This window comes from Streptomyces sp. NPDC002004, assembly GCF_053593975.1.
Genome location: NZ_JBSFDP010000019.1, coordinates 86301 through 113057, shown reverse-complemented (window position 1 = coordinate 113057; position 26757 = coordinate 86301). Strand labels below are relative to the sequence as shown.

Sequence of the window (26757 nt, the reverse complement as noted above, 5' to 3'; positions counted from 1 at the left end):
ACGGCCGCAGCCCGGGGCCGGGTCTCCTGCGCAGCAGGGGCCCGGCCCCGGGCTCTGTCCACGCCCCGTCAGGCCGCCGCGTCCACCACCGCCGAGCGCTCCGCATCGTGCAGTTGCTCGATGAGTGACGTACGCGCGCGGGCCACCCGCGAGCGCACCGTGCCGACCGGGCAGCCGCTGACGAGCGCTGCCTCGGCGTAGGGGAGCCCCATCAACTGCGTGAGGACGAAGGCCTCACGCCGCTCGGCGGGCAGGGCGTCCAGCAGCTCCGAGAGGGCGACACCGTCGTCGAAGCCGGGCAGATCGCAGGGCTGGGCGCACTCGACCGCGGCCTGCCAGTCGTCCGTGTCCGACAGACGGGGCCGGGAGGCGGCGTGCCGGAAGCTGTCGATCACCGCACGGCGGGCGATGGACAGCAGCCACGTACGGGCCGAGGAACGGCCCTCGAACCGGTGCAGGCTGCCGAGCGCTCGCACGAACGTGTCCTGGGCGAGGTCGTCGGCGGCCTGTGGGTCCGCGCTGAGATGGGCGACGTAACGGACGACGTCGCGGTGCAGCGCACGGACGAAGTGCTCGACGGCCTCGGGGTCGCCGCCGCGCGCGGCGAGTGCCAGGGCGGTCGTCGACTCGTCGTGCGAGGCGGGCAGGGCAGGAGTGATCACCTGGTGTCCTTCTCGGGAATCCGGGGGCCGGACCGGTGTGCCGGGAGGCACCGCGGGTCCGGTGTTGACGCGCGGCCGTGCGCGAGCGCACGGCCGGTGCCCGGGCCGCCTTTCAGGAGTGCTGGACGCGCATGGGTGCACGAGCGCATGGGCTCGTCGGCGCATGCGCGGGAGCACGGCGGCGCCGGGGATCCGGCTGTCTTTCAGACGACAGCGGGCGCGGCGGGCGGACCCCGTGAAGTGATCGTGTGGACCAGCGGGAGCCGGCGCGGAGCGCGGTCCGAGCGGGCCCGGCGGGCGCGGATGCGCGGGCGGTGGGGCGGCGTCGGCAGCAGGAGCAGCAGCCGCAGCGGGGCGACCAGCCACCCGGCGAGCGCCCGCAGGATGCGGAAGGCGGCACGCTCTCCCTGAGCGAGCCACAGACCGCACAGCAGTGCGGCGAGCAGGTGGGCGGCGAGCATGCCCGTCGGGGACATGCCCTCCGTCGTGTTCATGGAGGCCGACGCCCCGGTCGATGCGACGGCGTGCATGACGCCCGTCCCATGGCCCATGGCGGGCATCGACATCGACATGGCGTGCGCGGTCGTGCCCGACCCCGACGGCGCCCCGCACAGCAGGAACCGTGCCCACTGGCCGGCGAAGGACGCCCCGTCGGACGGATCCGGCCCTGCCAGCGTCTGCGCGAGCGCGAACGACGAGTGCAGCAGCGCCTGCGCGGCCACCACGACCGTGACGACGAGGAGCGGCCCGCGCTCCCGGCCGGCCAGACCCCAAGCCGCGGCGCCCGTGGCCACGGCTCCCACGGCCATCGCCCACCACGGCACCGGGGCACCCGACATCATCACGTGCCCCAGAGCTGCGAGCAGCCCACAGACGGCCGCGAACACCGCGGCCCGTACCGTGCGAGAACACCACCCAGCAGTCATGGCGGCCTCATCCTCGCATCCGCGTCCACGCCGTCGCGGGCGGGTACGTGCATCCGACGGGTTCCTGACCCCATCCTGGGCATGTGGCCCATGACACGTCAACGCCCCGGAACTCACCGGGAATTCGGTCCGACTCCTGACGGAGAGCGGGATCTCCGGGAGACGGGCCAGGACCCACAGGTCGGCGCCGCCCACGGACAGGACCGGGCGTGATGCGGGCCGGCCGGGTGTCGGCGCCGACCGCCGTGGCCCGCACGAGTAGCAGCCCGGTGGCGTTCACGGCCCCGCCCACGACGGCCGAGCCCGGCCCCACCCCGACGGGTTCGCCCTCCCCTGTCACCAGGGACAGATCCAGGAGTCGGCCCCGGAGCGGGCCTGTGGGGCCCGCCACGCGGGCGGTGCAGCGGGCCCCGTCGGGCCGACACGCGGCAGACGACGCAGAACCTAGATGTGTTAGGTTCTAACCTAGAGGTTCTAGGAAACGCTGTCCGGAGGTGGCGCATGGTGCGTGCAGGTCTCACCGCGGCCAGGCTGACGGAGGCCGCCGCAGAGATGGCCGACGAGGCCGGTCTGGAGAAGGTGACGGTGTCCGCGCTGGCGCGGCGCTTCGGGGTCAAGGACGCGAGCCTCTACTCGCACGTGAAGAACCTGCGCGATCTGCGCGTCCGGATCGCCCTGCTGGCCGCGGGGGAGATGACCGATCGCATCGGCGCGGCCGTCGCGGGCCGGTCGGGCAAGGACGCGCTCGTCGCCTTCGCCGACGCCTACCGGCGCTACGGCCTCGAACACCCTGGCCGCTACGCGGCGACGCAGATGCGTTTCGAACCCGAGGAGGTCGCCGACTCCGCCGGGTTCCGCCGCAGCGTCGACCTGACCTACGGCATGCTGCGCGCCTACGGACTGACCGAGCCGGACCTCACCGACGCCGGCCGTCTGCTGCGCAGCGCCTTCCACGGCTATGTCCACCTGGAGCTCAGCGGAGCCTTCGGGCACTCCCGCGAGGTGGAGCAGTCCTGGTCGCGTTCGCTGGACGCGCTCCATGCGCTCCTGGAGAACTGGCCTTCCGCACACGACAGGAGCACACGATGACCAAGCCCGTGACCGGCACCCTTGCGGTGCCCGGCGCCACCCTCCACCACGAACGGCGCGGCAGCGGCCCGGTGTTGCTTCTCATACCCGGCGGTGCCGCCGACGCCGGACTCTACGAGGGCATGGCCGACGACCTCGCCACCCGGTACACCGTGGTCTCCTACGACCAGCGCTGCCTGTCCCGCAGCAGGTTCGACGGACCGCTCGCCGACCAGCAGGTGGAGGTGTGGAGCGACGACGTGCTCCGGCTGCTCGACCTGGTGTCGCCGCACGAGCCGGCCCATGTCTTCGGCAGCAGTTCCGGCGCCATCACGGCACTCGATCTGCTCGCCCGCCACCCCGAGCGGCTGCGCAGGGTGGTTGCGCACGAGGCCCCGCTGGTGGAGCTCCTCGATGATCCCGCGCCGCACCGTGCCCTGTTCGCCGATGTGCGCGAGACCTTCCGTGCGCACGGGACCGGCGCCGCCATGGCCCGCTTCAGCGAGGGGCTGGGCGGCCGTCCGGCGGAGCAGGCGACCGAACTGCCGGACTCGATCCGGGAGATGGCTCCCCGGATGCACGCGAACCTCCCGGTCTTCCTGGAGCACATCCTGTGCCCGTTCACGGGGACCGAGCCGGACGTCGCCGCCCTGCGGCGTGCCGCTGACCGGCTCGTCCCGGCGGTCGGGCGCGACTCGCGCGACCAGGAGGCGCTGCACGGGCCGACCGTACGGCTCGCCGAACTGCTCGGCCTGGAGATCACGGAGTTTCCCGGCGGGCACCTCGGCTGCACCGAACACCCGGAGGAGTTCGCCGCACAGCTGCTGGCGGCGCTCGACTGAGGCGGTGCGGCCTGCCCGGTGGGGTGGACGCGCCGCCGGTGCTCGGCCGGAGGCTTCCCCGCCGGTCCGCGGCGGTGCGCCTCCGGCCTTCGAGGACGGTGCGCCTCCGGCCTTCGGGGGCGGTGCGCTGCGCAGCCGCCGTCGACCGGCGGTCGACGGCGGCTGGAACGCTTCGCTTCCATGTCCTGATCAGTAGGGTTATGTCCGACCCGTGCGAGCGGTTGCCGGGCCATCTGCACACAAGCATCACAAGGTTTGCGCCTCGCCTGCGGGTGATGCCGTTAGCGTGACTGGCTGCACGATCCCGCATGCAAACATGGACACGCCTTCCGGCGCCCCTGGCGGCGCAGTGAGTACAGAAAGATCGCAGATGGACTACTGCTCGTCGTGCCGCCGGAACCTCAACGGGGCACTGGTGTGTCCGGGATGCGGCGAGTACGCCCCCGACATAGCCCCGCCCGCTCGCCACGGCGACACCTGGGGCGCCGCCACGACGGCCTGGGACCCGTGGACGCGGGAGACGCCCTTCTCCGCGGAGCCCCGTCACGCCATCGACGACTTCGACGCCCCGCCCGCCGCGGACGCCGCCGCGTTCGACGAGGAGCCGGCGGATGCCCCGGACTCCGGCGCGGACACCGGCTTCGACGGTGCCTCCGGCACCGGAGTGGGCCGGGCGGCCCGGCGCCGGCAGCTGGCGCGCTGGAAGAAGCACAAGCGCCGTGCGGCGGCCGCTACGGCGTTTGCGATCGCAGGCGGCGCGCTGACCGTCGCCCTGCTGCCGGACAAGCCGTCCGCCAACGCCACGCATGCCACCGCGGCCCCGGAGCCGCGGGTCGAGGCCACCCCGCGGACCGAGAACACCGACGCGAGCACGCAGCAGTCCGACGAACGGGCCTCACGGCACACCGGTGCCCACCGGTCCACCGAGGCCGCCACGGAGCAGCACGCGAACGCCAGTGCCCCCGCCACGGCCTACCGGCAGCCGGCCTCCACCGCCACGAACCACCCCCTCACGAGCACCGACGCCGCGCCGCGCAGCGCGCCGGCGCACTCCGCCACGACGACGCATTCCGGCGGCACCGGCGCCGCGGCGTCATCCGGGCCGGCCGCGCCCGCCTCCGGCGGTTCGTCCAACAGCGGTTCGTCCAACAGTGGCTCGTCGGGCAGTGGCTCGTCGGACAGCGGCAGCTCGCAGTCGGGCCAGGCACCCGCGGCCCAGCCGACACAGCCCGCGCAGCCGTCGCAGGCGACGCCTCCGAGCGGCTCGACCTCAGCGACGCCGGTGTGTGTGCTCGGAGTCGTCTGCATCGGCTGACAACTCCGGTCCCGCGCCCGCGCGGTACCTCGTGTGAGGACGGCCCGCCTCGTCGAAACGGAGGCGGGCCGTCGCTCGGCGCCGCCATCGCTTGTCGACGCCGGGGGACCGGTTCCCAGCGGTGCCACCAGCTGACGCGGACGGCGCCCCGGCCGCCGAATCCGGCGCCCTTCGCCTGCTCACCGCCGCTGGTGGCAAGGGCGTGCCCGGGCGTTCCGCCGAGCTCGTCGTACCGATCGGCCGCCGAATCGTTGCCCGTTCGCGCCGCACGTGTCCTGCGGCGCCGGCCGGAGCGGTGCGGCCAGGTGCGTGCCCTCCGCGAACCCGCAACCTCCTCTGCGGGACACGCCCTGAGCCGGCCGTACAGTCGATCCATGAACGCGCCACGGCCCACCGATCCGCAGTCCGAGGCCGCGCAGGGCCGTGTCGCTCTCTGGCTCGACCCGGAAGACCTGCGCCGGCTTGCCGACCACTGCTGCTGCACCGACGATGCCTCTGAAGCGGACAAGGAGCGCTGCGGGCGTCTGCGGTTCCGGGCCGCCACGGCCCTGCACAAGCACCAGCAGTCCGGTTGAGCGGCACGGGGCGACATCCGTCACGCGCGGAGGAACCGGCCCGAACCCCGTACGCCTGCTCGCCGTTCGGCGAGGTATCCAGCCGCGCGTGAGCGCTCCGCATCGCGGTTCGGCGGGCGCGTACACGAAGCCGCCGATGTGCGGCCAACAGCCGTTACCGGCCACATATCGGCGAGCGACGCTCGCCGTCAGGGAGGCGTCAGCGGCAGCCGTTCGCCGTCAAGGAGGGGGCAATGGCAGCCCGTTCGCCGTCAGAGAGGTGTCAGTGACAGCCCGTTCGCCGTCAGCATCGCGTCATGGAGTGCCCGGCGTGCCGAGTCCGCGGCAATAGCATCGGCGGCGTCCCGGTCCGCCGTCCCGGACCGGGACGGCAACCGCCGTACCGCACCGCACGGATCCTCCAGGAGGCATCCCATGACAGACCTCATCTGCGGAGAAGACCCGGAACCCTCCGAACGCCACCCGGCCGGACTCCTCTGCGTACCCGTCCGGCCGGGGCCCACGGGGTGCGTGGTCCGCCTGTTCCGCACACCCCCCGGCGGCCGCACCGCCGTCGGCTTCACCACCGAGCGGCGGCTGACCGCCACTCTCGGCCCGGACCAGGCGTGGATCGGACTCGCCGAGCCCGCCCTGCACGCCCTCGCCGCGCCGCTCGGCGTCACCACCGTCACGGTGGATCCGCAACTCACCGCGCCCTCCACCGCCCGGTCGCGGGCCGCGGGGTCCAAGGCCCGCCCCGCACCGGTTGCACAGCTGCGGCCCGTCCACGCCGGTGACCCGCAGCCCCTGCGGATCGGCTGAGGCGGACCACACGATGACCACTGTGTACGAGCCCGCACCGCTCCCCACCGCCGACTACCTGACAGTGTGGCCGGCCTCCACGACCGAGCGGCGGCGGCACGATCCGGCCGTGGGCGGCGTACCCCTCGCCGAACTCGCCGCACGCTTCGGAACGCCGGTCCACGTGCTGGACGAGGGCGAGGTCCGGGAGCGCTGCCGCGCCTATCGGCGGGCCTTCCCGGAAGCCGAAATCCTTTACGCGGCCAAGGCGTTCCTCTGCCGCGCCATGGCGCGTTGGGTGGCCGACGAAGGCCTGGGTCTCGACGTGTGCTCGGCCGGCGAGCTGGAACTCGCCGTCAGTGCCGGAGTCCCACCCGAGAGGATCGTGCTGCACGGCAACGCCAAGTCGCCCCAGGACCTGGAGACCGCACTGCGTCTGGGAGTCGGACGCATCGTGATCGACAGCCCCTCCGAGATCGCGCGGCTCGCCGCCGCTGTCGGGCCCGGCGGCATCCAGAAGGTCATGGTGCGCGTGGTGACGGGCAGCAGCGCCGGGAGCCACGGGAAGTTCCGCACCGGCACGGACCGCCAGAGGTCCGGTCTGTCCATCGCCGACGGCTACGCCCAGCACGCGATCGCCCGGATCCTGGACCAGCCCCGCTTGGAACTCACGGGACTGCACTGCCACTTGGGGTCGCAGATCACCAGCGTCAAGCCGTATCTGGAAGCGGTGCGCCGGATGGTGGGGCTGATGGCCAGGATCCGCGACCAGCACGGCACCGTCCTGCCCGAACTCGACATGGGCGGCGGGCACGGCATCGCCTACCGGCCCGGCGACGAGGCGCTGGACATCAGGGAGCTGGCCCGTAAGGTCCGTACCGAGCTCACCGGAAGCTGCGCGGCGGCCGGGCTGCCCGTGCCCCGCCTGATCGTCGAGCCCGGACGCGCCGTCGCCGGGCCCGCCGGGGTCGCCGTCCACCGGGTCCTCGCGGTCGAGCACACCGGCGCGAACAGGCTCGTGGCCGTGGACGGCGGTATGAGCGACAACCCTCGCCCCGGCCTGTACCACGTGCGTCACGTACCTCACCTGATCGGCCGTCACAGCACCGCGGAGGCGGTCGCGGTGACCGTGGTCGGCATGGACGGCGAGGCCGGGGACGTCCTCGCCGCGGACGCACGCCTGCCCGGCGACGTACGCCCCGGAGACCTGATCGCCGTACCCGTGGCCGGCGCCTATCACCTGTCGATGGCCTCCGACGGCAACCTCGTCGGCCGCCCGGCGGTGGTCGCCGTGGACCGGGGTGACGCCCGGCTGCTCGTACGCCGGGGGTCCCTGGACGACATCCGCAGCCGAGACGTCGGCCTCTGAGCCTGCGATCGCCCCGCGCGGGGCGCCCGTACCCCTCCGGGCGGGTGACGTGACCCGGCCGGGCCCGCGCTCCGGCCGCGACACCCACGCACGCTCCGGCGGCCCGGGGCGGGGCGGAGGAAAACTGGTCGCGACCGTCCGCCCAGCCGTGAGGGAGGCCCTCGATGGCCTATGGCCTGGCACGCCGTGAGCTGCGCCCGAGAGTCCCCCTGCGCCCCGGCGAGGGGGAGAAGCACCACCTCACGAGCCTGGAAGGCCTGGCCGCGCTGTCGTTGGACGCGCTGAGCTCCGTGGCGTACGGCCCGGAGGCGATCGTGCTGGTCCTGGTCGCCGCCGGCACCGGGGCGCTGAGCGCCACGCTGCCCATCACCCTGGCGATCACCTTCCTGCTGGCGGCGCTCGTGGTGTCGTACGGGCAGGTGATCGCCGTGCACCCGGACGGCGGGGGCGCCTACGCGGTGGCCAAGAAGGACCTGGGGAGGCCCGCCGGTCTCCTCGCCGCCGCCAGCCTCGTCGTCGACTACGTGCTCACCGTCGCCGTCAGCCTGGCCGCCGGTGCCGACGCCCTCGCGTCCGCCTTCCCCGCCCTCGCGGACGACAAGCTCCTCGCCTGCCTCGTCGGACTGGCCCTGCTGACGGCCGTGAACCTGCGCGGCATCGCGGACAGCGCCCGTGTGCTGATGCTGCCCACGGTGCTGTTCATCGTGGCCATCATCGGTGTCATCGTTCTCGGTCTGCTCCGCTCCCACCCGGTGGCGGTCGTCGGCACCGCACAGGCGTATCCGGCCCATGAGGCGCTGGGAGTGCTGCTGATCCTCAAGGCGTTCTCGTCGGGCTGTTCGGCGCTGACGGGTGTCGAGGCCATCGCCAACGCCGTGCCGACCTTCCGTATCCCCCGGGTCAAGCGTGCCCAGCGCACCGAACTCATGCTCGGGGCGCTCCTCGGGCTGATGCTCGTGGGTCTCGCCGTGCTGATCCGCCGCAACCACGTGGCCCCGCGCGGAGGTGTCACCGTCCTGGCCCAGGTGACCGCAGGCTCCTTCGGCACGGGCTGGGCCTACTACGCCACCAACATCGTCGTCACCGTTGTCCTGCTGCTCGCTGCGAACACCAGCTTCGGCGGACTGCCGGTGCTGATGAGCCTGCTCGCCCGCGACCACCGGCTGCCCCACCTCTTCGGGCTGCGCGCCGAACGCCCCGTCTACCGCTACGGCGTGGTGGCCCTGGCCCTGCTCGCCGCCGCCCTGCTCATCGCCGTCGATGCCGACACCCACCGGCTCATCCCGCTCTTCGCCATCGGCGTGTTCATCGGATTCACCCTCAGCCAGCTCGGACTCGTACGGCACTGGGCCACCCAACAGCCGGACGGCTGGCGGCGCCGGGCGCTGATCAACGGCACCGGAGCGCTCCTCACCTCCCTGGCCGGGCTGATCCTGCTCACGACCAAGTTCCTCGAGGGCGCCTGGGTGGTCGTCGTGGCCATCCCGTTGATGATGCTGCTGTTCCACCGTATCGAGCGCTACTACACGAGCGTCGGTGAGGAACTCGAGCTGGGCAGGATCCCGGGGCCGCCGGCCCGCCGCACGGGAAGCATGGTGATCGTCCCGCTCGGTGACGTCAGCAAGCTCGCCCAGCGCGCGGTCAGCGCCGCACTCTCCCTGGGAGACGAAGTCGTCGCGGTCACCGTCCAGGCCGACCCGTCCAGGACCGCCGTCCTGCGGGAGGCCTGGGAGAGGTGGAACCCGGGCGTACGGCTCGATGTCATCGACAGCCCGCACCGCTCCCTGGTGCAGCCGATCGTCGACTACGTGCAGCGCGCGGCGCAGGACGGGCGGCAGATCGCCGTGCTGATCCCCGAGGTCGAGCCCCGCCACCGCCGCTACGAGATCCTGCAGAACCAGCGCGGCCTGCTGCTGGCCACCGTCCTCAGGGCCCGCACCGACGTGGTGGTGTGCCTGCTGCCGTACCGGCTCAGCGTGTGACGGGCGCCGTCGCCCGCGGCGCTGCCGTCGCGGCGCGTTCGGCGATGCTCCGGTAGACGAAACGGGGCAGGAAGAACTGGGTGGTCGGGCCGACCGCGAGCGCGTACAGCACGGTGCCGCCGCCCACCGTGCCCCCGAGGAGCCAGCCCAGGGCGAGCACGGTGATCTCGATCAGGGTGCGGACGGCCCGGATGGAACGCCCGGTCACGGCGGACGCGCCGGTCATCAGCCCGTCCCGCGGACCCGGCCCGAGACGGGCGCCGACATAGACGGCGACGGAGAGCCCGTTGAGGAGAACACCCCCGACCAGCAGACCCAGGCGCGCCGCGAGGTCGAGGTGCTGCGGAAGAAGTGCCAGGCCGAGATCCGACGCGTACGCCACGACGACGACGTTGGTGACCGTGCCGAGCGTCGGCCTCTGCCGGAGGGGAATCCACAGCACGAGCACGGCGACCCCGACGGCCGCGGTGACCATGCCGAAGCTCAGCGGGGTGTGCTGTTCCAGCCCCTCGTTGAGCACCGCCCAGGGGCTGACCCCGAGTGAGGCGCGGACCGTCGCCGCGAGGCTGAGCCCGTAGAGGGCGAGGCCGGCCACCAGTTGGGGCAGGCGCCGCCCCGGGCGCTCGCCGAGCCGGACGTACGTCAGGGGCGTCAGGGGCGGGCGCACGCCGGCAGCCCGTACGTGCCCCGCACGCCCCTCCGGGAGCTGCCGCCCCTCGCGTCCCTGACGCTCCCTCATGCCCGCCCTCATGTGCTCGCCTCCGGTGTGCTCGTGCTTCAGGCCACTTGCGGCGAGTCTGTACTGTGATTGGCCACGACAGCATGGCCAATTCCGGGAGAGTGGTATGGCTTCCTCGACTTCGTCCCGACCGGTGGACCGGGCGGACCGCGCCGAGCGGACCCTGGGCAGCCACCGGCTCGCCGCCATGCTGCCCGCCCCTGCCGGTACCCGGCCCGTCTACCGCCACCTGGCCGGGGCGATCGGCGGGCTCATCCTCGACGGGCGGATCGCGCTGCACGTCAGACTTCCCGCCGAGCGGGAGCTCGCCGCCGCCGTGAAGACCAGCAGGGCCACCGTCACCGCCGCCTACGACCTGCTGCGCGAGACGGGCTATGCGCACAGCCGCCAGGGTTCCGGCACCTGGACGACCCTGCCCGAGGGCACTGCGCCCCGCGGGGTCAGCCGGGCCCTCGCCCCTCCGGACACCGCCATCGACCTGGCCAGGGCGGCTCCCGGAATGCCGGAGCGGACGCTCGTCGACGCCCTCCACCGGATCGCCCCCGCACTCGCTGAGCATGCGCACACGCCCGGCTACCACCCCTACGGGCTGCCGGAACTGCGCGCCGCCGTCGCCGAGCGCTTCACCCGGCGGGGCCTGGCCACCGTGCCCGAGCAGATCCTGGTGACCTCCGGCGCCCAGCACGCGCTCACCCTGGTCATCGGGCTCCTGGCGGGACCCGGCGACCGCGTCATGGTCGAGAACCCGACCTACCCGAACGCCCTGGAGGCCATGAGGCGCGCCCGGCTCCGCCCCGTGTCGGTCCCGGTCACCGACAGCGGCTGGGACGTCGAGATCATCGAATCGACCCTGCGCCAGGTCGTCCCTCAACTCGCCTATCTGATCCCCGACTTCCACAACCCGACCGGGCTGCTGATGCCGCGGGACGAGCGCATCCGCGTGCTGCACGCCGCACAGCGCTCCGGCACCTGGCTGGTCGTCGACGAGACTCTCGCCGAACTCGCCCTCGACGTCCCCTGCCCACCGCCGTTCGCGTCCCACGCCACACCCGCCGCGGGCGGACAGGTCATCACCATCGGCTCGATGAGCAAGACCCACTGGGCCGGGCTGCGGATCGGCTGGCTGCGGGCCTCCGCACGCCTGGTCACCGAACTCGCCGGCCAGCGGATCGCCACCGACCTGGGCGGCTCGGTGATGGACCAGCTCATGGCCCTCACCCTCCTGGCGCGGGACGCGGAACTGCTGCCGCCGCGCGTGCACGGGATGCGCGAGCAGCGCGCGGCCCTGGCCGCCGCCCTGACCGAACACATGCCGCAGTGGACCTGGCAGCTGCCTCCCGGCGGCCTGGCCCTCTGGGTCGACCTGGGTGAACCCGTCGCCGCCGCGCTGGCCGAACGCGCACTGGAGTACGGCGTACGGATCGAGGGCGGTGCCACCTTCGCCACCGACCCGGGTGTCTTCGAACAGCGTCTGCGCATTCCCTACACGACGTCACCCGACACCCTGCGCGAGGCCGTGCACCGGATGGCCGCCGCGCTCGCCGACGGCCGCCCGCTCCCGTCCGCCGCGCGACGGCCGGACTGGGTGGCCTGAGCACACCGCGGCACCGGCCCACGTGGACGAGGGCGACCGAACCTGCGCAGATCGCCTGTGTGAGGATGAATGCGGTCATAGTGGCGGGTTGTGCTTACGATCGGTTCCATGCCGCAGGAAGCCGCCGGGCGCGCAGGCTCACGCATGCCGGGACTCGTCCTTCTCGTGGGCCTGGCGCTGACGCTGCTGGCCCACGTGACGGCCTGTGCGATGCACATGGCCGACGGCGGCCACCACCGCGCCGGCCCGGTCGCGCTTTCGGTGCGCGGCACCTCCGGGGCACCGGCCTCCGGTGCCGTAGCGCGTGCGGTGGGCGTGGCGGGGGAGGGGCAGCCCGGGCGCGGTGCGGGCGGCGAGCACCCCGGACATGGCGAGGAGTGCTGCGGCCCTGCCGACTGCCGGGCCGAACCACGGTCACCTGCCGGAGCTCTGTTCCTCGCGCTCCTGCTGCTGGGCCTGTCGCCGTCGTGGCGGCGCACGGGCGACCCGCCGGTGGCCGCCGTGCCCCGCGGACATCCCGATACGGCCGCGGTGCCCGCTCCCACCGGACCCCGCACCCTGCGCATGGTCTGCGTCAGTCGTACCTGAGCATTCACGCCCGGCGCGACACCGGGCTCCGCACGCCCCGTACGGCAGACGGACGCGGCCCCCGAGAGCGGGCCGCGGAAGGACCACCACATGAACGCGTCCTTGCACACCCTTCCCGCGCGCGTCGTCAGGTCCCTCCTGGCGGCGCACCAGCTCCCCGAACCGACCGGAGCACCGCTCCGGTCCCCGGCCGGCATGGTCGGCAACACCCCCCTCCTGCGGATCGGCGAACCCTTCAACTGCCCCGGGCGCGGCTTCTGGGCCAAACTCGAAGGCGCCAATCCCGGAGGCATCAAGGACCGGTCGGCACTCCACATGGTCGCCGCCGCCCGCCGGCGCGGGGACCTGGTGCCGGGCGCCCCGGTCGTCGAATCCACCAGCGGCACCCTCGGCCTCGGCCTCGCGCTCGCCGGCATCACCTACGGCCACCCGGTCACGCTGGTCACCGACCCCGGGACGGAACCGCTGATGGTGCATCAGCTCCGGGCGCTCGGTGCGCATGTGGATGTCGTGACCGAGCCCCACCCGGTGGGCGGCTGGCAGGAGGCGCGACGGCGGCGCGTACGCGCGGTGCGCGACGCGCTCCCGTCCGCCTGGTGCCCGGACCAGTACCACAACCCCGACAGCGTCGCCGCCTACGTCCCGCTCGCCCTCGAACTCCTCGTGCAACTGGGGCGGATCGACGTGCTCGTCACGGCCGTCGGCACCGGCGGCCACTCCGCGGGCATCGCCCGCACGCTGCGCGCCTTCCACCCCGAACTCAGACTGGTCGGCGTCGACTCCGTGCACTCGGCCCTCTTCGGCCAGCCCGCGGGCCCGCGCCTGATGCGCGGCCTCGGCAGCAGCATCCATCCCGGCAACGTCGACCACACCGCGTTCGACGAGGTCCACTGGGTGGCTCCGGCCGAGGCGGTGTGGGCCTGCCGCGAGCTGGCGCGCGGGCACGGCACCAGTGGCGGCTGGAGCGTGGGCGCGGTCGCGCTCGTCGCGAACTGGCTGGCCAGGACCGAACCGGAGCCCACCCATATCGTGGCGGTCTTCCCCGACGCAGTGCACCGCTACTGGAACACCGTCTACAGCGACGACTACTGCCGTCGCCACGATCTCCTGCACCACCGCCCCGCCACCGAGCCGGACGAGATCGGACACCCCGGCGAGCGCACCGTCGAGCGCTGGACCCGGTGCGACCAGGTGTCCACGCCCGCGGGCTGGACCCCGTGCCCCGACAGCACTGGCCCCGACCACCGACCCCGCTGCGCCGAGGTCACCGCACCCGAAGGAGCAGGGCGTTGAACTCCCTCGCAGCGCAGTTCCGCTCGTTCAACGGATGCATCCGCCTGCTGATGGTCCAGCAGTTCACCATCAACACCGCCTTCTACATGCTGATGCCCTACCTGGCCGTCCATCTGGCCGACGGTCTGGGCATGGCCGCCTGGGCGGTCGGCCTGGTCCTCGGGGTGCGGAACTTCGCCCAGCAGGGCATGTTCCTCATCGGTGGCACGCTCGCCGACCGGCTGGGCTACAAGCCCGTGATCATGGCCGGGTGCGTGCTCCGTACCATCGGATTCGGTCTGCTCGGTTTCGTCGACTCGCTGCCCGCCCTGGTCGTGGCGTCGGCGGCCACCGGGTTCGCCGGGGCCCTTTTCAACCCGGCGGTCCGTGCGTATCTCGCGCTGGAGGCGGGTTCGCGCAGAGTCGAGGCGTTTGCGGCCTTCAACGTCTTCTACCAGGCGGGCATGTTCCTCGGACCGCTGGCCGGACTCGCGCTGCTCACATCCGACTTCCGTCTGGTGTGCACGGTGGCCGCCGTCCTGTTCCTGGCCCTGACGGTCATTCAGCTGAGGATGCTCCCCGGGCGCCGGGGCACGGCGCCGGCCGAGGCCGGCGGTGTTCTGGCCGACTGGCGCACGGTCGCCGCCAACCGGCCCTTCCTCCTCTTCTCCGCCGCCATGATCGGCTCGTCCGTACTGTCCTTCCAGGTCTACCTCGCGCTGCCACTTCAGGCACACCGGGTGGCTCCGGGGAACGGTGACGCGGTGACGACGGGCCTGTTCGCGGTCTCCGCCGCGGTGGCCGTGGCCGGGCAACTGAAGATCACCGCATGGGCGCGGGCCCGCTGGACCGCACAGCGGGCCGTCTTCCACGGCATCGCCGTCATGGGCGGGGCGTTCCTGCCGCTGCTGATCGGCTCCGGGACGGTGGCCCCGGGCTCGGCCCCACCGGCCTGGGGCACGGTGCTGGCACCGCTGTTCGCCACTGTCACGATGCTGGGCCTCGGCACGGCCCTGGTCTACCCCTTCGAGATGGACACCGTCGTCTCGCTGTCCGGCGGCCGCCTGGTGGCCACCCACTACGGCCTCTACAACACGGTCTCCGGCCTGGGCATCACGCTGGGGAACCTGACCACGGGCGCGCTGTGGGACACGGCCGAACGCCTCGGGCACCCGGAGCTGACATGGCTCGCCCTTGCCGCGACGGGCGCCGTGTGCGCCGGTTGCGTCGCCGCACTGGAACGGTCGGGCCGACTGAGCGGCGGACCCGGACGGGAACTCACTCCGGCGGTCTCCTCCTGACCACGCGCCTGCGCGGGCAGGGCAGGAGACCCCTCGGCGACCCGAGCGGTCAGGAGAGACCTTCGGCTGATGGAGGGTGTCCGTGGCGGGCTGCGTCATCATGGTCCGCGGTGCCGAAGGAGGGGTGGGCCACCGGGGCCGGCGTGACACGACTTCCCTCAACGGCCCCCGTTGGCCGGGGCGTTGTGCCCGCCCCTTAGTGTGGGTCGTGATCGTGGCGGACCGGGGGGTGGCGCATGGCGACATGGGGACTGATCGTCGAGACGACGGTGGGTGCGGGGGAGCGCAAGCACACGGAGACCTATGTCATGGCGCATGTGGAGGGCACACGCGATGCGGCCCTGGCGGAGCTCGAAGCACGTGCCCGCCGGTACACCCCGGAGCACCCGAGGAGTCCCAAGCGCCGTCGGCTGTTCAAGGACGGTGACGGCTTTCTGCTGGTCATCGACGGCGCCTGGCAGTCCTACAGTGCACGGTTCACGGCAGCGGAGCTGATGGAGGACAGCGCGCCCACGCGCTGAGCGGAGCCCGGTGGGGCCGCGGCGGTGGCTGCGCCGGGCGCTGCGTCAGTCGGATCGGCCCGCCGCGCGCGACAGCAGGAGCAGCGCGTCCACCAGGTCTTCGGTCGCCGATGAGCCGGTGGCGAGCCGTCGCAGCTGCTGGCCGAAGACCAGAGCGACGGCCGTGCCGGCCAGTCGCTCCGCGTCCGGTACCCCGAGCGCCGCCAGGATCCGGGCGGCCAGCCGGTCGTAGGCGGCGAAGCAGTCGGCGGCCGCGGCCTGCAGTCGTACGTCGCGCCCGGCCTGGACGTAGAGCTCGAACGGCGCGATGTGGCGGCTGTCGAACTCCGTTCCGCCGGCGACCTGACCGACCGCCGACGCGGCCCGCTCGAGGTCGATGCCCTCCTCGTTGCACTGGTCGGCCAGCTCGGTGAAACGACGGGTCTCCTCCGAGACGAAGTGCAGCAGACTCTCCCTGAGGAGTTCGTGCTGGCTGGCGAAGTGGTAGGTCACCGAGCCGAGCGAGACCCCTGCCTCCTTCGCGATCCGCCGGTTGGTGACCGCGGCGATGCCGTCCTGGCCGATGATGCGCAGCACGGCGTCGATGATGTTCTGGCGGGTGGCGACGGGGTTGGACATGCGGATCATTGTTCCATCGGTGCCGCTGTGCACCCTCGCCCCGGGGCGGCTCCGCCTTTTCGCCCCGTCCGCACCGGTCCGTGCCGTTCCCCGGTCCGAGCTGCCCGGCCGGTCCGGATCCGGTGTGGACAGCGGCGCCTGCGCTCCCTAGTGTTCGTTCGAACGAACAACTGAGAGGGCAACGCGTATGCGCATCACCGGATCGACCGTCCTGCTCACCGGGGTCACGGGTGGCATCGGACGGGCAATCGCCCGTGGACTCGCCGACAGAGGTGCCAAGTTGGTGTTCACCGGGCGCCGCCCGGATGCCCTGGAGCAGGTGGCCGCGGAGTTCGGAGCACGCGCCGTGGCCGCCGACCTGGCCGATGCCGATGACGTCGAGCGGCTCGCGGACGCGTGCGCCGACGTGGACGTCCTCATCGCGAACGCCGCACTGCCGTCCAGCGGTGACCTCCTCGACTACACACCCGAACAGATCGACCGGGCCCTCGCGGTCAATCTGCGCGCACCCGTCATACTGGCCCGCCGCCTCGCGCCGGGCATGGTGGACGCGGGCCGGGGACACATCGTCCTCGTCGGGTCCATCTCCGGCAAGGCCGCAACCCGCTCGTCGTCCCTCTACAACGCGACGAAGTTCGGGCTCCGCGGCTTCGCGCTCGGTTTCCGGCAGGATCTCCACGGCACCGGCGTCGGGGTGTCGTTGGTGCAGCCCGGATTCGTGCGGGACGCGGGCATGTTCGCGGCCACCGGTGCCAAGCCGCCGGGCGGCATGCGCACGGTCTCTCCGCAGCGGGTGGCGGCGGGTGTGCTGCGCGCCGTCGAGCGCGATCTGTGCGAGGTGAACGTCGCTCCGCCGGAGATGCGGCTCCTCAGCGCGATCGCCGGGCAGTTCCCCGGTTTCGCGGAGCGGGTTCAGCGCCGGGCGGGCGCCGAGGGGACGATCCGGCAGATCGTGGACGCCCAGCGGACATCACGCTGAGGCGGCCGTCGGGGTCCGGGTGGCCGTGTCGCGGCGGCCGACGTCCTCGGTGCGGGGACGCGGGCCCGCAGCCATGAGCCTCAGGGCGGCCACCGCATCCAGTCGCCTGATGCTGCGCGGCTCCTTGCGGCAGAACTCGGCGAACGCCGACAGCTTCGCGGCGTCCGCACCGTGCCGACCGGCGGTCGCGAGCACGGTGGACGTGCGCCGCGCGGCGAAGGGCATCCCCTTCGCGGCCCGCACGACGGCCGTCGCCGTGTGCCGGTCGAGGACGCCACGCTCGACGGCGACCCGCACGGAGTGCCGCAGGTCGACCAGAGCCCAGGTCAGAGGCCTGTGGCCGAGGTCGGCATCCGCGTGGGCCAGGGCCACCTCGTCGTCGCCGACGAGCACGCCGTCACGGTAGTCGGCGAACACCCGGCCCACGCCCCGCATGCCGAAGGGCTCCAGCTCGGCGGCCCGCAGGGCACCCAGCGCGGCCGCTCCGAGGACCCGCACCCCGCGGTCGAGCAGGGCCAGCAGCTCCTCGAACCGCACGGAGCGGGTGTGCGGGAACACCCCGTCGATGACGAGGAGTTCGTCTCCCGGGCCCAGACCCCAGCCCAGTACTTCGCCGGCGGCCACGGGCGGGCGCACCTCTGCGTGCGGCAGGTGTGCAAGCACTTCCCCACGGCTGAGTGTGGGACCCACGGTGACGACGGTTCTCCCGCTCATCGCATACATATGGAATCTCCGCCCTCCGTGGACGTACGGCCGGTGGCCGAGAGGAACTCCCTGGAAGGTGATTCCTCGAATCGCCGTATTGGATCTCCAGACTCCCACCGGGTCCGCCGCGGCAGGATCCGTCGATCGGACGACCGGGTGGAGGAACCGGCTTGCTCCGGGCGGTGGATGCGACGGGTGAACGCACCGCCGCCACCCCGCGGTCGGCAGGGTGGCGGCGGGCGGTCGTGCGCTCGGCTCAGCCGTTGACGCAGCTGTTGCCGGAGGCCGGGTTCAGCAGGGAGGCGACGCCGATCGAGTTGCCGCAGAGGTTGAGGCCCAGGTCCAGCGGGATCTGGATGACGTTCCCGGAGAGGACGCCGGGGCTGCCCGTGGCCGTCCCCTCGGCACCCGTGTCAGCGGCAGCGGCACCGGCACCGGCGAGAACGCCGGTCACGGCCAGAGCGGCCACGGCAGAAGCAATTCGCATGCGCATGTTTTCCTCCGGGATACAGCGGGATGTCAGGCCACGATCACACTCCTCCGAGCACGGAATCCCGCCGCATTCACCGGACCGGTGGCGTGTCCGTGCGCCTCCCGGACCACGCCACCGCACCCGTACGGCGCATGCATGCATCCGAACCGGCCCGCCACGAGGAATCACTGTGCAGAGGCAGATGACAAGAGGCCACCCACGTCGGACCGAGGCACCCATGGACAGAGAAGACGCGGCGGACGTACGGCAGACCAGGTGCCTGGTGACGGGCGCCACCGGGTACATCGGCGGCCGCCTCGTGCCCGAGCTGCTCGACGCGGGCCACCGCGTCCGGTGCCTCGCACGCTCGCCGGACAAGCTCCGCGGCCATCCGTGGGCGGGGCGCGTCGAGGTGATGCGCGGCGACATGACCGATCCGGGGTCGGTCGGCAAGGCCCTGCACGGCATCGACGTCGCGTACTACCTCGTGCACGCCCTGGACACGGGGCGCGGCTTCGAGGACACCGACCGCCGGTCCGCCCGTACCTTCGCGGACCGGGCCCGCGCCGCCGGCGTGCGCCGCATCGTCTACCTGGGCGGCCTGACACCGGCCGACGTCCCGGAGGACCGGCTCTCACCGCATCTGCGCTCGCGCGCCGAGGTGGCGGACATCTTCCTGCGGTCGGGGATCCCCGTGACCGTGCTGCGCGCCGCCGTCATCATCGGATCGGGCTCCGCGTCGTTCGAGATGCTGCGCTACCTCACCGAACGCCTGCCGGTCATGGTCACCCCCAGCTGGGTCGGCACCCGCATCCAGCCGGTCGCAGTGCGGGACGTCCTCCGCTATCTGGTGGGCAGCGCCCGTATGCCCGACGACGTGAGCCGCGCCTTCGACATCGGCGGGCCCGACATCGTCACGTACGAGGAGATGATGCACCGGTACGCGGCGGTCGCCGGACTGCCCCGGCGCCTGATCCTCCGCGTCCCGGTGCTCACCCCCCGCCTCTCCAGCCACTGGGTCGGCCTCGTCACCCCCGTGCCCCGGTCCATCGCCCGGCCCCTCGCCGAGTCGCTGCGCCACGAGGTCGTCTGCCGGGAGCACGACATCGCCCGGTACGTTCCCGACCCTCCGGACACGCCCATCGGCCTCGACCGGGCCCTGACCCTGGCGCTCCAGCGCGTACGCGACGCCCAGGTCACGACCCGCTGGTCCTCCGCCTCCCCGCCGGGCGCCCCCAGCGACCCGCTGCCCACCGACCCGGACTGGGCGGGCGGCAGCCTCTACACGGACCGGCGCAGCCGCGTGGTCGACGCCTCGAAGCAGGCCCTGTGGGAGGTCATCGAGGGAATCGGCGGGGACAACGGCTGGTACTCCTTCCCCCTCGCCTGGGCGGTACGCGGCTGGTTCGACCGGCTGGTCGGCGGTGTGGGGCTGCGCCGCGGCCGCCGGGACGCGGCACGGCTGCGGGTGGGCGACTCGCTCGACTTCTGGCGAGTGGAGGAGGTCCAACCGGGGCGGCTGCTGAGGCTGCGTGCCGAAATGCGCCTTCCGGGACTCGCCTGGCTGGAAATGCGGGCGGACGAGGACGAGCACGGCCGCACCCGGTTCCGGCAGCGGGCACTGTTCCATCCGCACGGCCTGCTCGGGCACCTCTACTGGTGGAGCGTCTCGCCCTTCCACGCCATCGTCTTCGGCGGCATGGCGCGCAACATCACCCAGGCGGCCCTGCGCGCCGACGCCGCGCACGCCCGCTCCCGGGTCCCGGGCGACGGGGAGGCCCCGGAGCACGCCCGTTCCCGGGCCGCCGAAGCTGCATCCGCGGCCGGTACATCTCGCGAATCCTCCGTCGCCGACAGTCCTCGTCCGACCCCACTGGAGTGATGCCATGCACGCCGCGGTCGTCCTGTTCACCTCCGACCTGCGCCTGCACGACCACCCGCCGCTGCGTGCCGCTCTGGCCCGCGCCGAGCATGTCGTGCCGCTCTTCGTGCTGGACGACGGCATCGCCGCCGCGGGATTCCCCGCCCCCAACCGGCAGGCGTTCCTCGCCGACTGCCTGGGGGACCTGGACGAGCGGCTGCGGAAGCGCGGCGGCCGCCTCGTCGTCAGATCGGGCGATGTCGTGGACGAGGCCCGTGCGCTCGCGCACGAGGCGGACGCCGACGAGGTCCACATGGCGGCGGGAGTCAGCGCGTACGCCCGCACCCGGGAGGAGCGCCTGCGCACCGCTCTGGAGCAGGACGGCCGCAAGCTGCACGTCCACGACGGCGTCGTCACGGTGGCCGCCCCCGGTGCCCTCGCCCCGGCCGGCTCGGACCACTACGCGGTGTTCACGGCGTACCACCGCCGCTGGTCGCAGCAGGACGTCCGGGGCGCGCTCGGCCCGCCCCGCACGGTACGGGTCCCCATGGGGCTGCGCTCCGAGGAGGTCCCGTCCCGCAAGGACGTCGGCGGGGCGTCCCGCGGGCTGGCCCGGGGAGGGGAGAGCGAAGCCCGCGGACTGCTGAGTGCGTGGCTGCACGGCGGGATCCGGACGTACCAGGACACGCACGACGATCTCGCGGGCGACGCCACGTCGAAGCTCTCGCCGCACCTGCACTTCGGCACGCTGTCCCCGGCCGAACTCGTCCACCGCGCACGCTCCGTGGACGGCCCGGGCGCCGAGGCGTTCGTCCGGCAGGTGTGCTGGCGGGACTTCCACCACCAGGTGCTCGCCGCGCGGCCCGGGGCGGCCACGGCGGACTACCGCACCAGGGACGACAGATGGCGTTCGGAACGGGAAGCCGAGGAGGAGATCCAGGCATGGCGGGACGGGCGCACCGGATACCCGCTGGTCGACGCGGCGATGCGGCAGTTGCGGCACGAGGGCTGGATGCACAACCGGGGCAGGCTCGTGGCCGCGAGTTTCCTGACGAAGACGCTCTACGTGGACTGGCGGGTCGGCGCACGTCACTTCCTGCACCTGCTGGTCGACGGCGACCTGGCCAACAACCAGCTGAACTGGCAGTGGGTGGCCGGAACCGGCACGGACACCCGGCCCAACCGCGTCCTCAACCCCGTCCGGCAGGCCCACAGGTACGACCCCGACGGTGCGTACGTGCGGCGTTGGGTGCCCGAGCTCGAAGGGATCGACGGCGCAGCGGTCCACGAGCCGTGGAGGCTTCCCGCGGTCGAGCGGGCCCGCTACGACTATCCCGACCCGGTCGTCGCTCTCGCCGACGGGCTCGCACGGTTCAGGCATGGCCGCGGCATCGACTGACCGTCGTAGGACCGGGGGTGCCGCACGGGCCCCGGGAGCGCCCCGGAATCGCGGGCGCTCACCACTCCGGGGTGGCGCCACCCGCGTCCATTCCGGAGCCCGGGCCCACGGGTTTTTGTGCATGCCGCATCGATTTCGCGTCGTACCATGGCGCACGTGAAGCCGGACAGGCCCGTCGAGGCGCCGGCGGAGGCCTCGGGGACGGCTCCCGTCAGCACGGGCGTCGTCGCCCGCAGACTCGGGGTCGCGCCCACCACCCTCCGCTCATGGGAACGCCGCTATGCGATCGGCCCCGCGAGCCGCGAGGACGGCAGACACCGTCGCTGGACGGCCGAGGACATCGCCCGGCTGGAGCGGATGTGCCGGCTCACCGCGCGGGGCGTGCCACCTGGGGAGGCCGCCCGCGCAGTCCTGCACGAGCAGGAGCCCCGGCCGGGGGGCCCACCCCCGGCTCCCGGACCCGACGGCCCCCCGTCACCCGGCCACCGCACGACGCTGCCGCTCGGGGACGCGCGCCGCGGCCTGGCCCGCGCGGCGGAGCGCCTCGACGCACCGGCCGTCGAAGCCCTGCTCGACGAGACGCTGGACGCACACGGGCTCGTCACCGCGTGGCAGGAGGTCGTCGCACCCGTCCTGCATGCCGTCGGACGCAAGTGGGCGACATCGGGCGAGCGCTACGTCGAGGTCGAACACCTGCTCTCCTGGCATGTCTCCTCGGCGCTGCGCCGTGTACGCCCCGTCGGCCCCTCGGGGGACACCCCGCCCGCACTGCTCGCCTGCGTCCCCGGCGAACAGCACAGCCTCCCCGTCGAGGCGCTGACAGCCGCCCTGGGGGAACACGGCGTCCCCGTCCGGATGTTCGGCCCCGCACTGCCCGCCGAGGCCCTGTACGAGGCGGTGCGCAGGGTCGGCCCTTCGGCCGTCGTGCTGTGGGCCCAGTCGAGGTCGACCGCGGATCGCGCCCTGATCCCGTTCATCGCGGGAATCGCCTGGGGACCGCGGGGTGCCAGGATCCGTCCGGCACTCCTGCTCGCGGGCCCGGGGTGGGCCGGAACGCCCCACATCCCCGGGACGGCACGCCCGCACGATCTGCGCTCCGCGCTGGACACGGTCGCCGCGCTGGTCGTCCCCGCCCCGGGTCACGAAGGGGCGAGCTCGACCGGAACGGAGCGGCGAAGCGAGCACAGGCCGCGACGCGTGTGACTCTTGACGGTGCCCAGAGGCAGCCCCGTGCGCTCGGCGATCTGGGTCTGGGTGAGGGCACCGTAGAACGCGAGCCGCAGCACGCGTTGCTGCGCGGCGGGCAGCCTCGCGAGCTCGCCCTGGAGCAGCAGCCGGTCCAGCGCGTCCTCGGGCCCGTCGGGGGACCGTGCGGTGAGCGACGCCGTGTACTCCGCGCACGCCGCGGCGAACAGTTCGGACCGGCGGGTGCGTGCCGCGAGGGCGTCGGCGATCTTGTGGCGGGTGATGCCGACGAGCCAGCCGGTGAGCCCGCCGCGGCCGGGCCGGTACCCGTGCCGGCCCCGCCACGCGGCGATGAAGACCTGCTGGGTCACGTCCTCGGCCTCCCAGCCGTCGCCCAGAGCCCTCCTTGCCAGGGCGTGGACGAGGGAGGCACAGCGGTGGTGAACCGCTTCCAGGCAGCTCTCGTCACCCGCGACGAAGCCGGCTGCGAGTCGTTCCTCGGAACCGTCATCGGGAGCGACCCGCCCCGATTCCTCCGCGCCGGCCGCCGGAGCGGCCGGCGCGGAGGGGAACCGCCCGGCAGCCGCGTTCGATGGCCCGGACGGCCGTGAACCGACACACACCATGATCCGATCCAGCTCCTCGCGCCGGGAATGCGTGCACCCGCCCGGGCGCCGGTCCGCGGGACCCGGTCGTGGCGGATGTCGTGCCGGAGCCCGTGCTCAATGGCGCTGCACGACACCGTTCCTCCAGACTGGTCCGGGAGATCGTGCGACGCCACTTGCGTCGCTTGTGCATCGGATTGATGCGTGTCGGCCGGATGGCCCTGCATGGATGCGGCCGACCGTCAGGTGACGAGCAATCGGTTGAAGAAGGACCGGTAGTGGCGCAGTGCGAGACGCAGCTCCTCCGTGTCCGCCTGCTCGCCGCGCTTCCACTGTTCTTCCAGTCCGTGCTTGTGGTCGGCGAACGTCTCCGCCAGCCGTTGCATGACATCGGCGACCAGCCCGTCCGCGGCATCCACTGCCTGGGGCGGATCGTCCACGAACCGGTTCTGGATCTCCCGCCAGCGTGCACGGAACCCGTCCTCGTCGTCCGGCGTGAGGAGCCGTTGGCTCTCCTCGTCCTCCGCGTCCGCATGCGGTGACGTGTGCGGAGCGGGATCGCCGGGAGGTTCCTCCGTACGCCGGGCGGCAGTACCCCGAGCGCCGGAGCGCGTGGGTTCGCCGGCCGCTGGGGCGGGTGCACCGGGAGGGGTGGGAGCTGAGCCGTTCCCGTCCGAAGCCTCGCCCTTGCGTTCCTCGGGGGTGCGGGCGAACTCGTCGGTGGAAAGGCGAGCGCGGTGCGTCGGGTTGTCGCGTTCCATGTCGTCTCCTCCATCCCCCCTGCCTCTCGCGGGCCCGGATGGTGAAGGGATGCGTACAGGCGATCCGCGGGCCCGCGTCGTGCATCGTGAACCGCTCCCGGCCGTGACGTGCATGGCGAACCGGTCCGGCCGGGGCGTGCTCCGTGAGCCGGTCAGGCCGGGGCGTGATGAGGACGGCCGCCGTCGGAGAGCAGCTCGTCGAACAGGGCCCGGTAATGGACCATGGCACCCCGCAGGTCCTCGGTCGAGGCCTGGTGACGGGTACTCAGCGCCTCCACCTCGTGGGCATCGCGGTAGTGCTCGAGCGTCCGGCCGTGTTCCACGGACAGATCCTTGAGCCGCTGCTCGAAGTTCTCGGTGGGATAGCCGCGCTCCTGCATCAGGGAGGTCACCAGGCGGTCCGCGTCATGAACGGCGTCCTCCGGATGGTCCACGAACTCCGACTGCACGCTGCTCCAGTCCCTCGAATAGCGGTCCCGGACACCGGTGTCCAGCGGCTTGATGTCGAGCGATTCATGCCGCTTCTCCCGAGCCTTGAGCTCGCGCTCGCCTGCGCTACGGCTGTCGGCGTTCTCCACCGCGTGCTCGTACTCCGGACCGAAGCGCTCACGCAGCCGCCTGCGGCGTACGACCAGGGCCGTCACCACGGCAATGGCGGCCAGGACCACCACCACGGCTATCACAATGGCCAGAATTGTCCCTGTTGACATGAGCCGATCTCCTCACATGACTGCTGTGCCCGGCGGGTTCCCAGCGCTTGGAGGTTGAAACAGCACAAATCCGACATCCGTAGGGGTCGCGGCCGTTCCGAGGTCTGCGCCCGCGCTCAATCGGCGTCGGCGGGCCGGCCTTCGCCCGCCATGAACCGCCAGACGAGGCCGTGCCCCACGACGACCAGCAGAATCAGCAGGATCGCCTCGACCTGGATCGCCCGGAGGCCGGTGACCTCGGCCAGCTCGGGCACCGCCCCCATGACCGCGATGAGGGCGTACAGCACGGCGGCCAGCAGGCGGGGCCGCATCAGGGCCGGCGAGGTGTCGTCGCGGCGGCCGCGGCTGAGCAGGCGGAGGGTCGACGCGCATCCGATCACGGCGATCACGATGAAGCTGGCGCGCCACACCCCGGTGGTTCCGACACCGCCGACCTGTGCGAACAACCCCATCACCGCGGGAAGCAGAAAGGAGAGATAGATACCGCCGACGGTCCGTCGCAGACGCGGTTCGCTCAGCCAGTCGGTGTGACCCTGTACCACGTTCCACCAGAGGCCGACCAGAGTGAAGCAGGTGGCCGAGAAGAGGGCGTAGAACGTGCTGACATCCATCGGGCCTCCTGGACGGGACACGCGCGCACACGGCAGGCGTGCAGCGAGCGTCCCACGCCCCCGCGGCGGCCCCGGCGGATCGACACTCGTCACCCACCCACTCGGCCGGATTCCCGGCGCGCGGGCCGGGAATCCGGTGAGTCGGGCACCTTGTCGGCGGGCGGCGGTCCGGGCCGGCCGGCTTCAGGCGTTGGTCAGCAGCCCCGCCCGCAGCCGGTCGATGAGGCGCTTGAGCAGTCGCGACACGTGCATCTGCGAAATGCCCAGCTGCTCGCCGATCTGCGCCTGGGTCGCCTCTTCGACGAAGCGCAGGTGCAGCAGCGTGCGGTCGCGCTCGTCGAGCTGCTCGATCAGCGGGGCGAGGGAGTGCAGGTTCTCCACGAGTTCCAGGCGGGGTTCCTCCTGCCCGACGAAGTCCGCCAGGACGGCCTCCGCCTCGTGGCCGGCCTCACCGGTGAGAGTGGCGTCGAGCGAGGACGAGTTGTAGCCGTTGGCCGCCTTGCGGGCCTCGATCACTTCCTCCTCGGACAGGCTCATCAGCGCGGACAGCTCCGCGACGGTGGGCAGCCGCCCCAGGCGCGTGCTCAACTCCTCGGTGGCCTTGGCGAGTTCGACACGCGCCTCCTGGAGGCGCCGGGGCACGTGGACGGCCCAGCAGGTGTCCCGGAAGAAGCGCTTGATCTCACCGACGATGTACGGGACCGCGAAGGAGGTGAACTCGACCTCGCGGGACAGCTCGAACCGGTCGATCGCCTTGATCAGGCCGATCGTGCCGACCTGGATGATGTCCTCCATCTCGCTGCCGCGGCCGCGGAAACGGGAGGCCGCGTAGCGCACCAGGGAGAGGTTCATCTCGATGAGGGTGTTGCGCGCGTACTGGTACGCGTGGGTGCCCTCCTCGAGCTCCGCCAGACGGACGAAGAACTGGCGGGACAGCACCCGGGCGTCCTTGGGCTCGACCGAACGCGGGTCTTCGACCAGGGGCAGTTCGTCCGTCCGGTGCTCCGGGCGGTCGTTGACGTGGCCCACCGTTTGCGCCTCGCTCCTCCGAACTCGGACTGCCACCTTCGCCGCCGTCACAGTCGACATGCCACTCTCCCCTTCTCGGTCCGGTCACGGACATACGCACCGCGGCTTGCGGCTGCCGTGCGCGTACCCCCCTTACACACGGTCATGCACAGAACCTCAGCGTCAATTGTCGGATGGAAACTCATTGCCCGACTGGCGGACCGTCGTGACGCGCCGGACGGAGCCCCCCGGCCGGCGGAAGCGAGGCGGGATACATACCGCGGCGGGGGTCAGGGCACAAGGAGCGAA

27 protein-coding genes and 1 pseudogene are annotated in these 26757 nt (G+C 72.7%); 16 read left to right on the top strand and 12 right to left on the bottom strand.

The genetic code is table 11. The features are described from left to right. Window positions 1-68: 68 nt before the first annotated feature. From ACWCP6_RS25005 to ACWCP6_RS24995, 3 genes and pseudogenes are all read right to left on the bottom strand, one after another. Window positions 69-662, bottom strand: coding sequence for a sigma-70 family RNA polymerase sigma factor (locus tag ACWCP6_RS25005; RefSeq protein WP_450934768.1), 594 nt, complete (start codon window positions 660-662; stop codon window positions 69-71). Between the two features lie 203 nt (window positions 663-865). Further along, window positions 866-1588: a hypothetical protein gene (locus ACWCP6_RS25000; RefSeq protein WP_450934767.1), complete on the bottom strand. Its 723-nt coding sequence runs from the start codon at window positions 1586-1588 to the stop codon at window positions 866-868. Between the two features lie 208 nt (window positions 1589-1796). Next, a pseudogene (locus tag ACWCP6_RS24995) lies at window positions 1797-1943 on the bottom strand (P-type ATPase); the annotation flags it as partial. 146 nt (window positions 1944-2089) lie between these two features. On the opposite strand from ACWCP6_RS24995, the gene ACWCP6_RS24990 reads away from it, so the two are divergent. The 7 genes from ACWCP6_RS24990 to ACWCP6_RS24960 all read left to right on the top strand — a co-directional run bounded on the left by ACWCP6_RS24990 (window position 2090) and on the right by ACWCP6_RS24960 (window position 9519). Then, window positions 2090-2677, top strand: a complete 588-nt coding sequence (locus tag ACWCP6_RS24990; protein ID WP_450934766.1) for a TetR-like C-terminal domain-containing protein — start codon at window positions 2090-2092, stop codon at window positions 2675-2677. Continuing rightward, window positions 2674-3498 carry an alpha/beta fold hydrolase gene (locus ACWCP6_RS24985; RefSeq protein ID WP_450934765.1) on the top strand — a complete coding sequence of 275 codons (825 nt, stop codon included), beginning with the start codon at window positions 2674-2676 and terminating at the stop codon, window positions 3496-3498. Before ACWCP6_RS24990 ends, ACWCP6_RS24985 begins: the two co-directional genes overlap by 4 nt. Before the next feature lie 349 nt (window positions 3499-3847). Continuing rightward, entirely contained in the window at window positions 3848-4813 is a 966-nt protein-coding gene (locus ACWCP6_RS24980; protein ID WP_450934764.1) for an SCO2400 family protein, read from the top strand. Between the two features lie 374 nt (window positions 4814-5187). Then, a complete protein-coding gene (locus tag ACWCP6_RS24975) occupies window positions 5188-5388 on the top strand; it encodes a hypothetical protein (RefSeq protein ID WP_450934763.1) in 201 nt (66 codons plus the stop codon). Window positions 5389-5802: 414 nt separating this feature from the next. Then, on the top strand, window positions 5803-6189 hold the full coding sequence (locus tag ACWCP6_RS24970) for an SAV_915 family protein (protein ID WP_450934762.1): 387 nt from the start codon (window positions 5803-5805) through the stop codon (window positions 6187-6189). Between the two features lie 13 nt (window positions 6190-6202). Next, window positions 6203-7537 (top strand): diaminopimelate decarboxylase, encoded by a 1335-nt coding sequence (gene lysA / locus ACWCP6_RS24965; RefSeq protein ID WP_450934761.1) that lies wholly within the window; start codon window positions 6203-6205, stop codon window positions 7535-7537. Between the two features lie 164 nt (window positions 7538-7701). Beyond that, window positions 7702-9519 carry an APC family permease gene (locus ACWCP6_RS24960; protein ID WP_450934760.1) on the top strand — a complete coding sequence of 606 codons (1818 nt, stop codon included), beginning with the start codon at window positions 7702-7704 and terminating at the stop codon, window positions 9517-9519. Here the strand turns inward: ACWCP6_RS24960 and yczE are convergent. Next, entirely contained in the window at window positions 9509-10258 is a 750-nt protein-coding gene (gene yczE / locus ACWCP6_RS24955) for a membrane protein YczE (RefSeq protein ID WP_450934759.1), read from the bottom strand. The two genes, ACWCP6_RS24960 and yczE, sit on opposite strands and share 11 nt — an antisense overlap. Before the next feature lie 106 nt (window positions 10259-10364). Here yczE and yczR point away from each other — a divergent pair, with 106 nt between their 5' ends. The 5 genes from yczR to ACWCP6_RS24930 all read left to right on the top strand — a co-directional run bounded on the left by yczR (window position 10365) and on the right by ACWCP6_RS24930 (window position 15534). Continuing rightward, complete coding sequence (yczR, locus tag ACWCP6_RS24950; protein WP_450934758.1) at window positions 10365-11852, top strand: MocR-like transcription factor YczR; 1488 nt, start codon at window positions 10365-10367, stop codon at window positions 11850-11852. A gap of 108 nt (window positions 11853-11960) precedes the next feature. After that, window positions 11961-12440 carry a hypothetical protein gene (locus tag ACWCP6_RS24945; protein WP_450934757.1) on the top strand — a complete coding sequence of 160 codons (480 nt, stop codon included), beginning with the start codon at window positions 11961-11963 and terminating at the stop codon, window positions 12438-12440. Window positions 12441-12530: 90 nt separating this feature from the next. Further along, a complete protein-coding gene (locus tag ACWCP6_RS24940) occupies window positions 12531-13733 on the top strand; it encodes a PLP-dependent cysteine synthase family protein (RefSeq protein ID WP_450934756.1) in 1203 nt (400 codons plus the stop codon). Then, complete coding sequence (locus ACWCP6_RS24935) at window positions 13730-15013, top strand: MFS transporter (RefSeq protein ID WP_450934755.1); 1284 nt, start codon at window positions 13730-13732, stop codon at window positions 15011-15013. The genes ACWCP6_RS24940 and ACWCP6_RS24935 overlap by 4 nt, the downstream gene beginning before the upstream one ends. Before the next feature lie 236 nt (window positions 15014-15249). Then, window positions 15250-15534: a hypothetical protein gene (locus ACWCP6_RS24930; RefSeq protein ID WP_450934754.1), complete on the top strand. Its 285-nt coding sequence runs from the start codon at window positions 15250-15252 to the stop codon at window positions 15532-15534. A 45-nt stretch (window positions 15535-15579) separates the two neighbouring features. Here the strand turns inward: ACWCP6_RS24930 and ACWCP6_RS24925 are convergent, their stop codons facing one another. Continuing rightward, a complete protein-coding gene (locus ACWCP6_RS24925) occupies window positions 15580-16152 on the bottom strand; it encodes a TetR/AcrR family transcriptional regulator (RefSeq protein ID WP_450934753.1) in 573 nt (190 codons plus the stop codon). A 187-nt stretch (window positions 16153-16339) separates the two neighbouring features. On the opposite strand from ACWCP6_RS24925, the gene ACWCP6_RS24920 reads away from it, so the two are divergent. Continuing rightward, complete coding sequence (locus ACWCP6_RS24920) at window positions 16340-17131, top strand: SDR family NAD(P)-dependent oxidoreductase (RefSeq protein ID WP_450934752.1); 792 nt, start codon at window positions 16340-16342, stop codon at window positions 17129-17131. Here the strand turns inward: ACWCP6_RS24920 and ACWCP6_RS24915 are convergent. Continuing rightward, window positions 17123-17755 (bottom strand): TfuA-like protein, encoded by a 633-nt coding sequence (locus ACWCP6_RS24915; RefSeq protein ID WP_450934751.1) that lies wholly within the window; start codon window positions 17753-17755, stop codon window positions 17123-17125. The genes ACWCP6_RS24920 and ACWCP6_RS24915 overlap by 9 nt on opposite strands. A gap of 337 nt (window positions 17756-18092) precedes the next feature. Next, window positions 18093-18329, bottom strand: coding sequence for a chaplin (locus ACWCP6_RS24910; RefSeq protein WP_450934750.1), 237 nt, complete (start codon window positions 18327-18329; stop codon window positions 18093-18095). Window positions 18330-18546: 217 nt separating this feature from the next. On the opposite strand from ACWCP6_RS24910, the gene ACWCP6_RS24905 reads away from it, so the two are divergent. The 3 genes from ACWCP6_RS24905 (at window position 18547) to ACWCP6_RS24895 (ending at window position 22771) form a co-directional block, all read left to right on the top strand. Next, window positions 18547-20190: an SDR family oxidoreductase gene (locus tag ACWCP6_RS24905; protein ID WP_450934749.1), complete on the top strand. Its 1644-nt coding sequence runs from the start codon at window positions 18547-18549 to the stop codon at window positions 20188-20190. A 4-nt stretch (window positions 20191-20194) separates the two neighbouring features. Then, window positions 20195-21568, top strand: a complete 1374-nt coding sequence (locus ACWCP6_RS24900) for a cryptochrome/photolyase family protein (RefSeq protein WP_450934748.1) — start codon at window positions 20195-20197, stop codon at window positions 21566-21568. A gap of 147 nt (window positions 21569-21715) precedes the next feature. Beyond that, the gene (locus ACWCP6_RS24895) at window positions 21716-22771 is read left to right on the top strand and encodes a MerR family transcriptional regulator (RefSeq protein WP_450934747.1); all 1056 of its coding nucleotides are present in this window, start codon (window positions 21716-21718) and stop codon (window positions 22769-22771) included. Here the strand turns inward: ACWCP6_RS24895 and ACWCP6_RS24890 are convergent. From ACWCP6_RS24890 to ACWCP6_RS24870, 5 genes are all read right to left on the bottom strand, one after another. Beyond that, window positions 22708-23379, bottom strand: coding sequence for a sigma-70 family RNA polymerase sigma factor (locus tag ACWCP6_RS24890; protein ID WP_450934746.1), 672 nt, complete (start codon window positions 23377-23379; stop codon window positions 22708-22710). The genes ACWCP6_RS24895 and ACWCP6_RS24890 overlap by 64 nt on opposite strands. A 221-nt stretch (window positions 23380-23600) precedes the next feature. Continuing rightward, a complete protein-coding gene (locus ACWCP6_RS24885) occupies window positions 23601-24119 on the bottom strand; it encodes a hypothetical protein (RefSeq protein WP_450934745.1) in 519 nt (172 codons plus the stop codon). Window positions 24120-24271: 152 nt separating this feature from the next. Next, window positions 24272-24829 carry a hypothetical protein gene (locus tag ACWCP6_RS24880; protein ID WP_450934744.1) on the bottom strand — a complete coding sequence of 186 codons (558 nt, stop codon included), beginning with the start codon at window positions 24827-24829 and terminating at the stop codon, window positions 24272-24274. A gap of 116 nt (window positions 24830-24945) precedes the next feature. Then, a complete protein-coding gene (locus tag ACWCP6_RS24875) occupies window positions 24946-25440 on the bottom strand; it encodes a hypothetical protein (RefSeq protein WP_450934743.1) in 495 nt (164 codons plus the stop codon). 183 nt (window positions 25441-25623) lie between these two features. Continuing rightward, window positions 25624-26529, bottom strand: coding sequence for an RNA polymerase sigma factor SigF (locus tag ACWCP6_RS24870; protein ID WP_450934742.1), 906 nt, complete (start codon window positions 26527-26529; stop codon window positions 25624-25626). Window positions 26530-26757 lie beyond the last annotated feature (228 nt).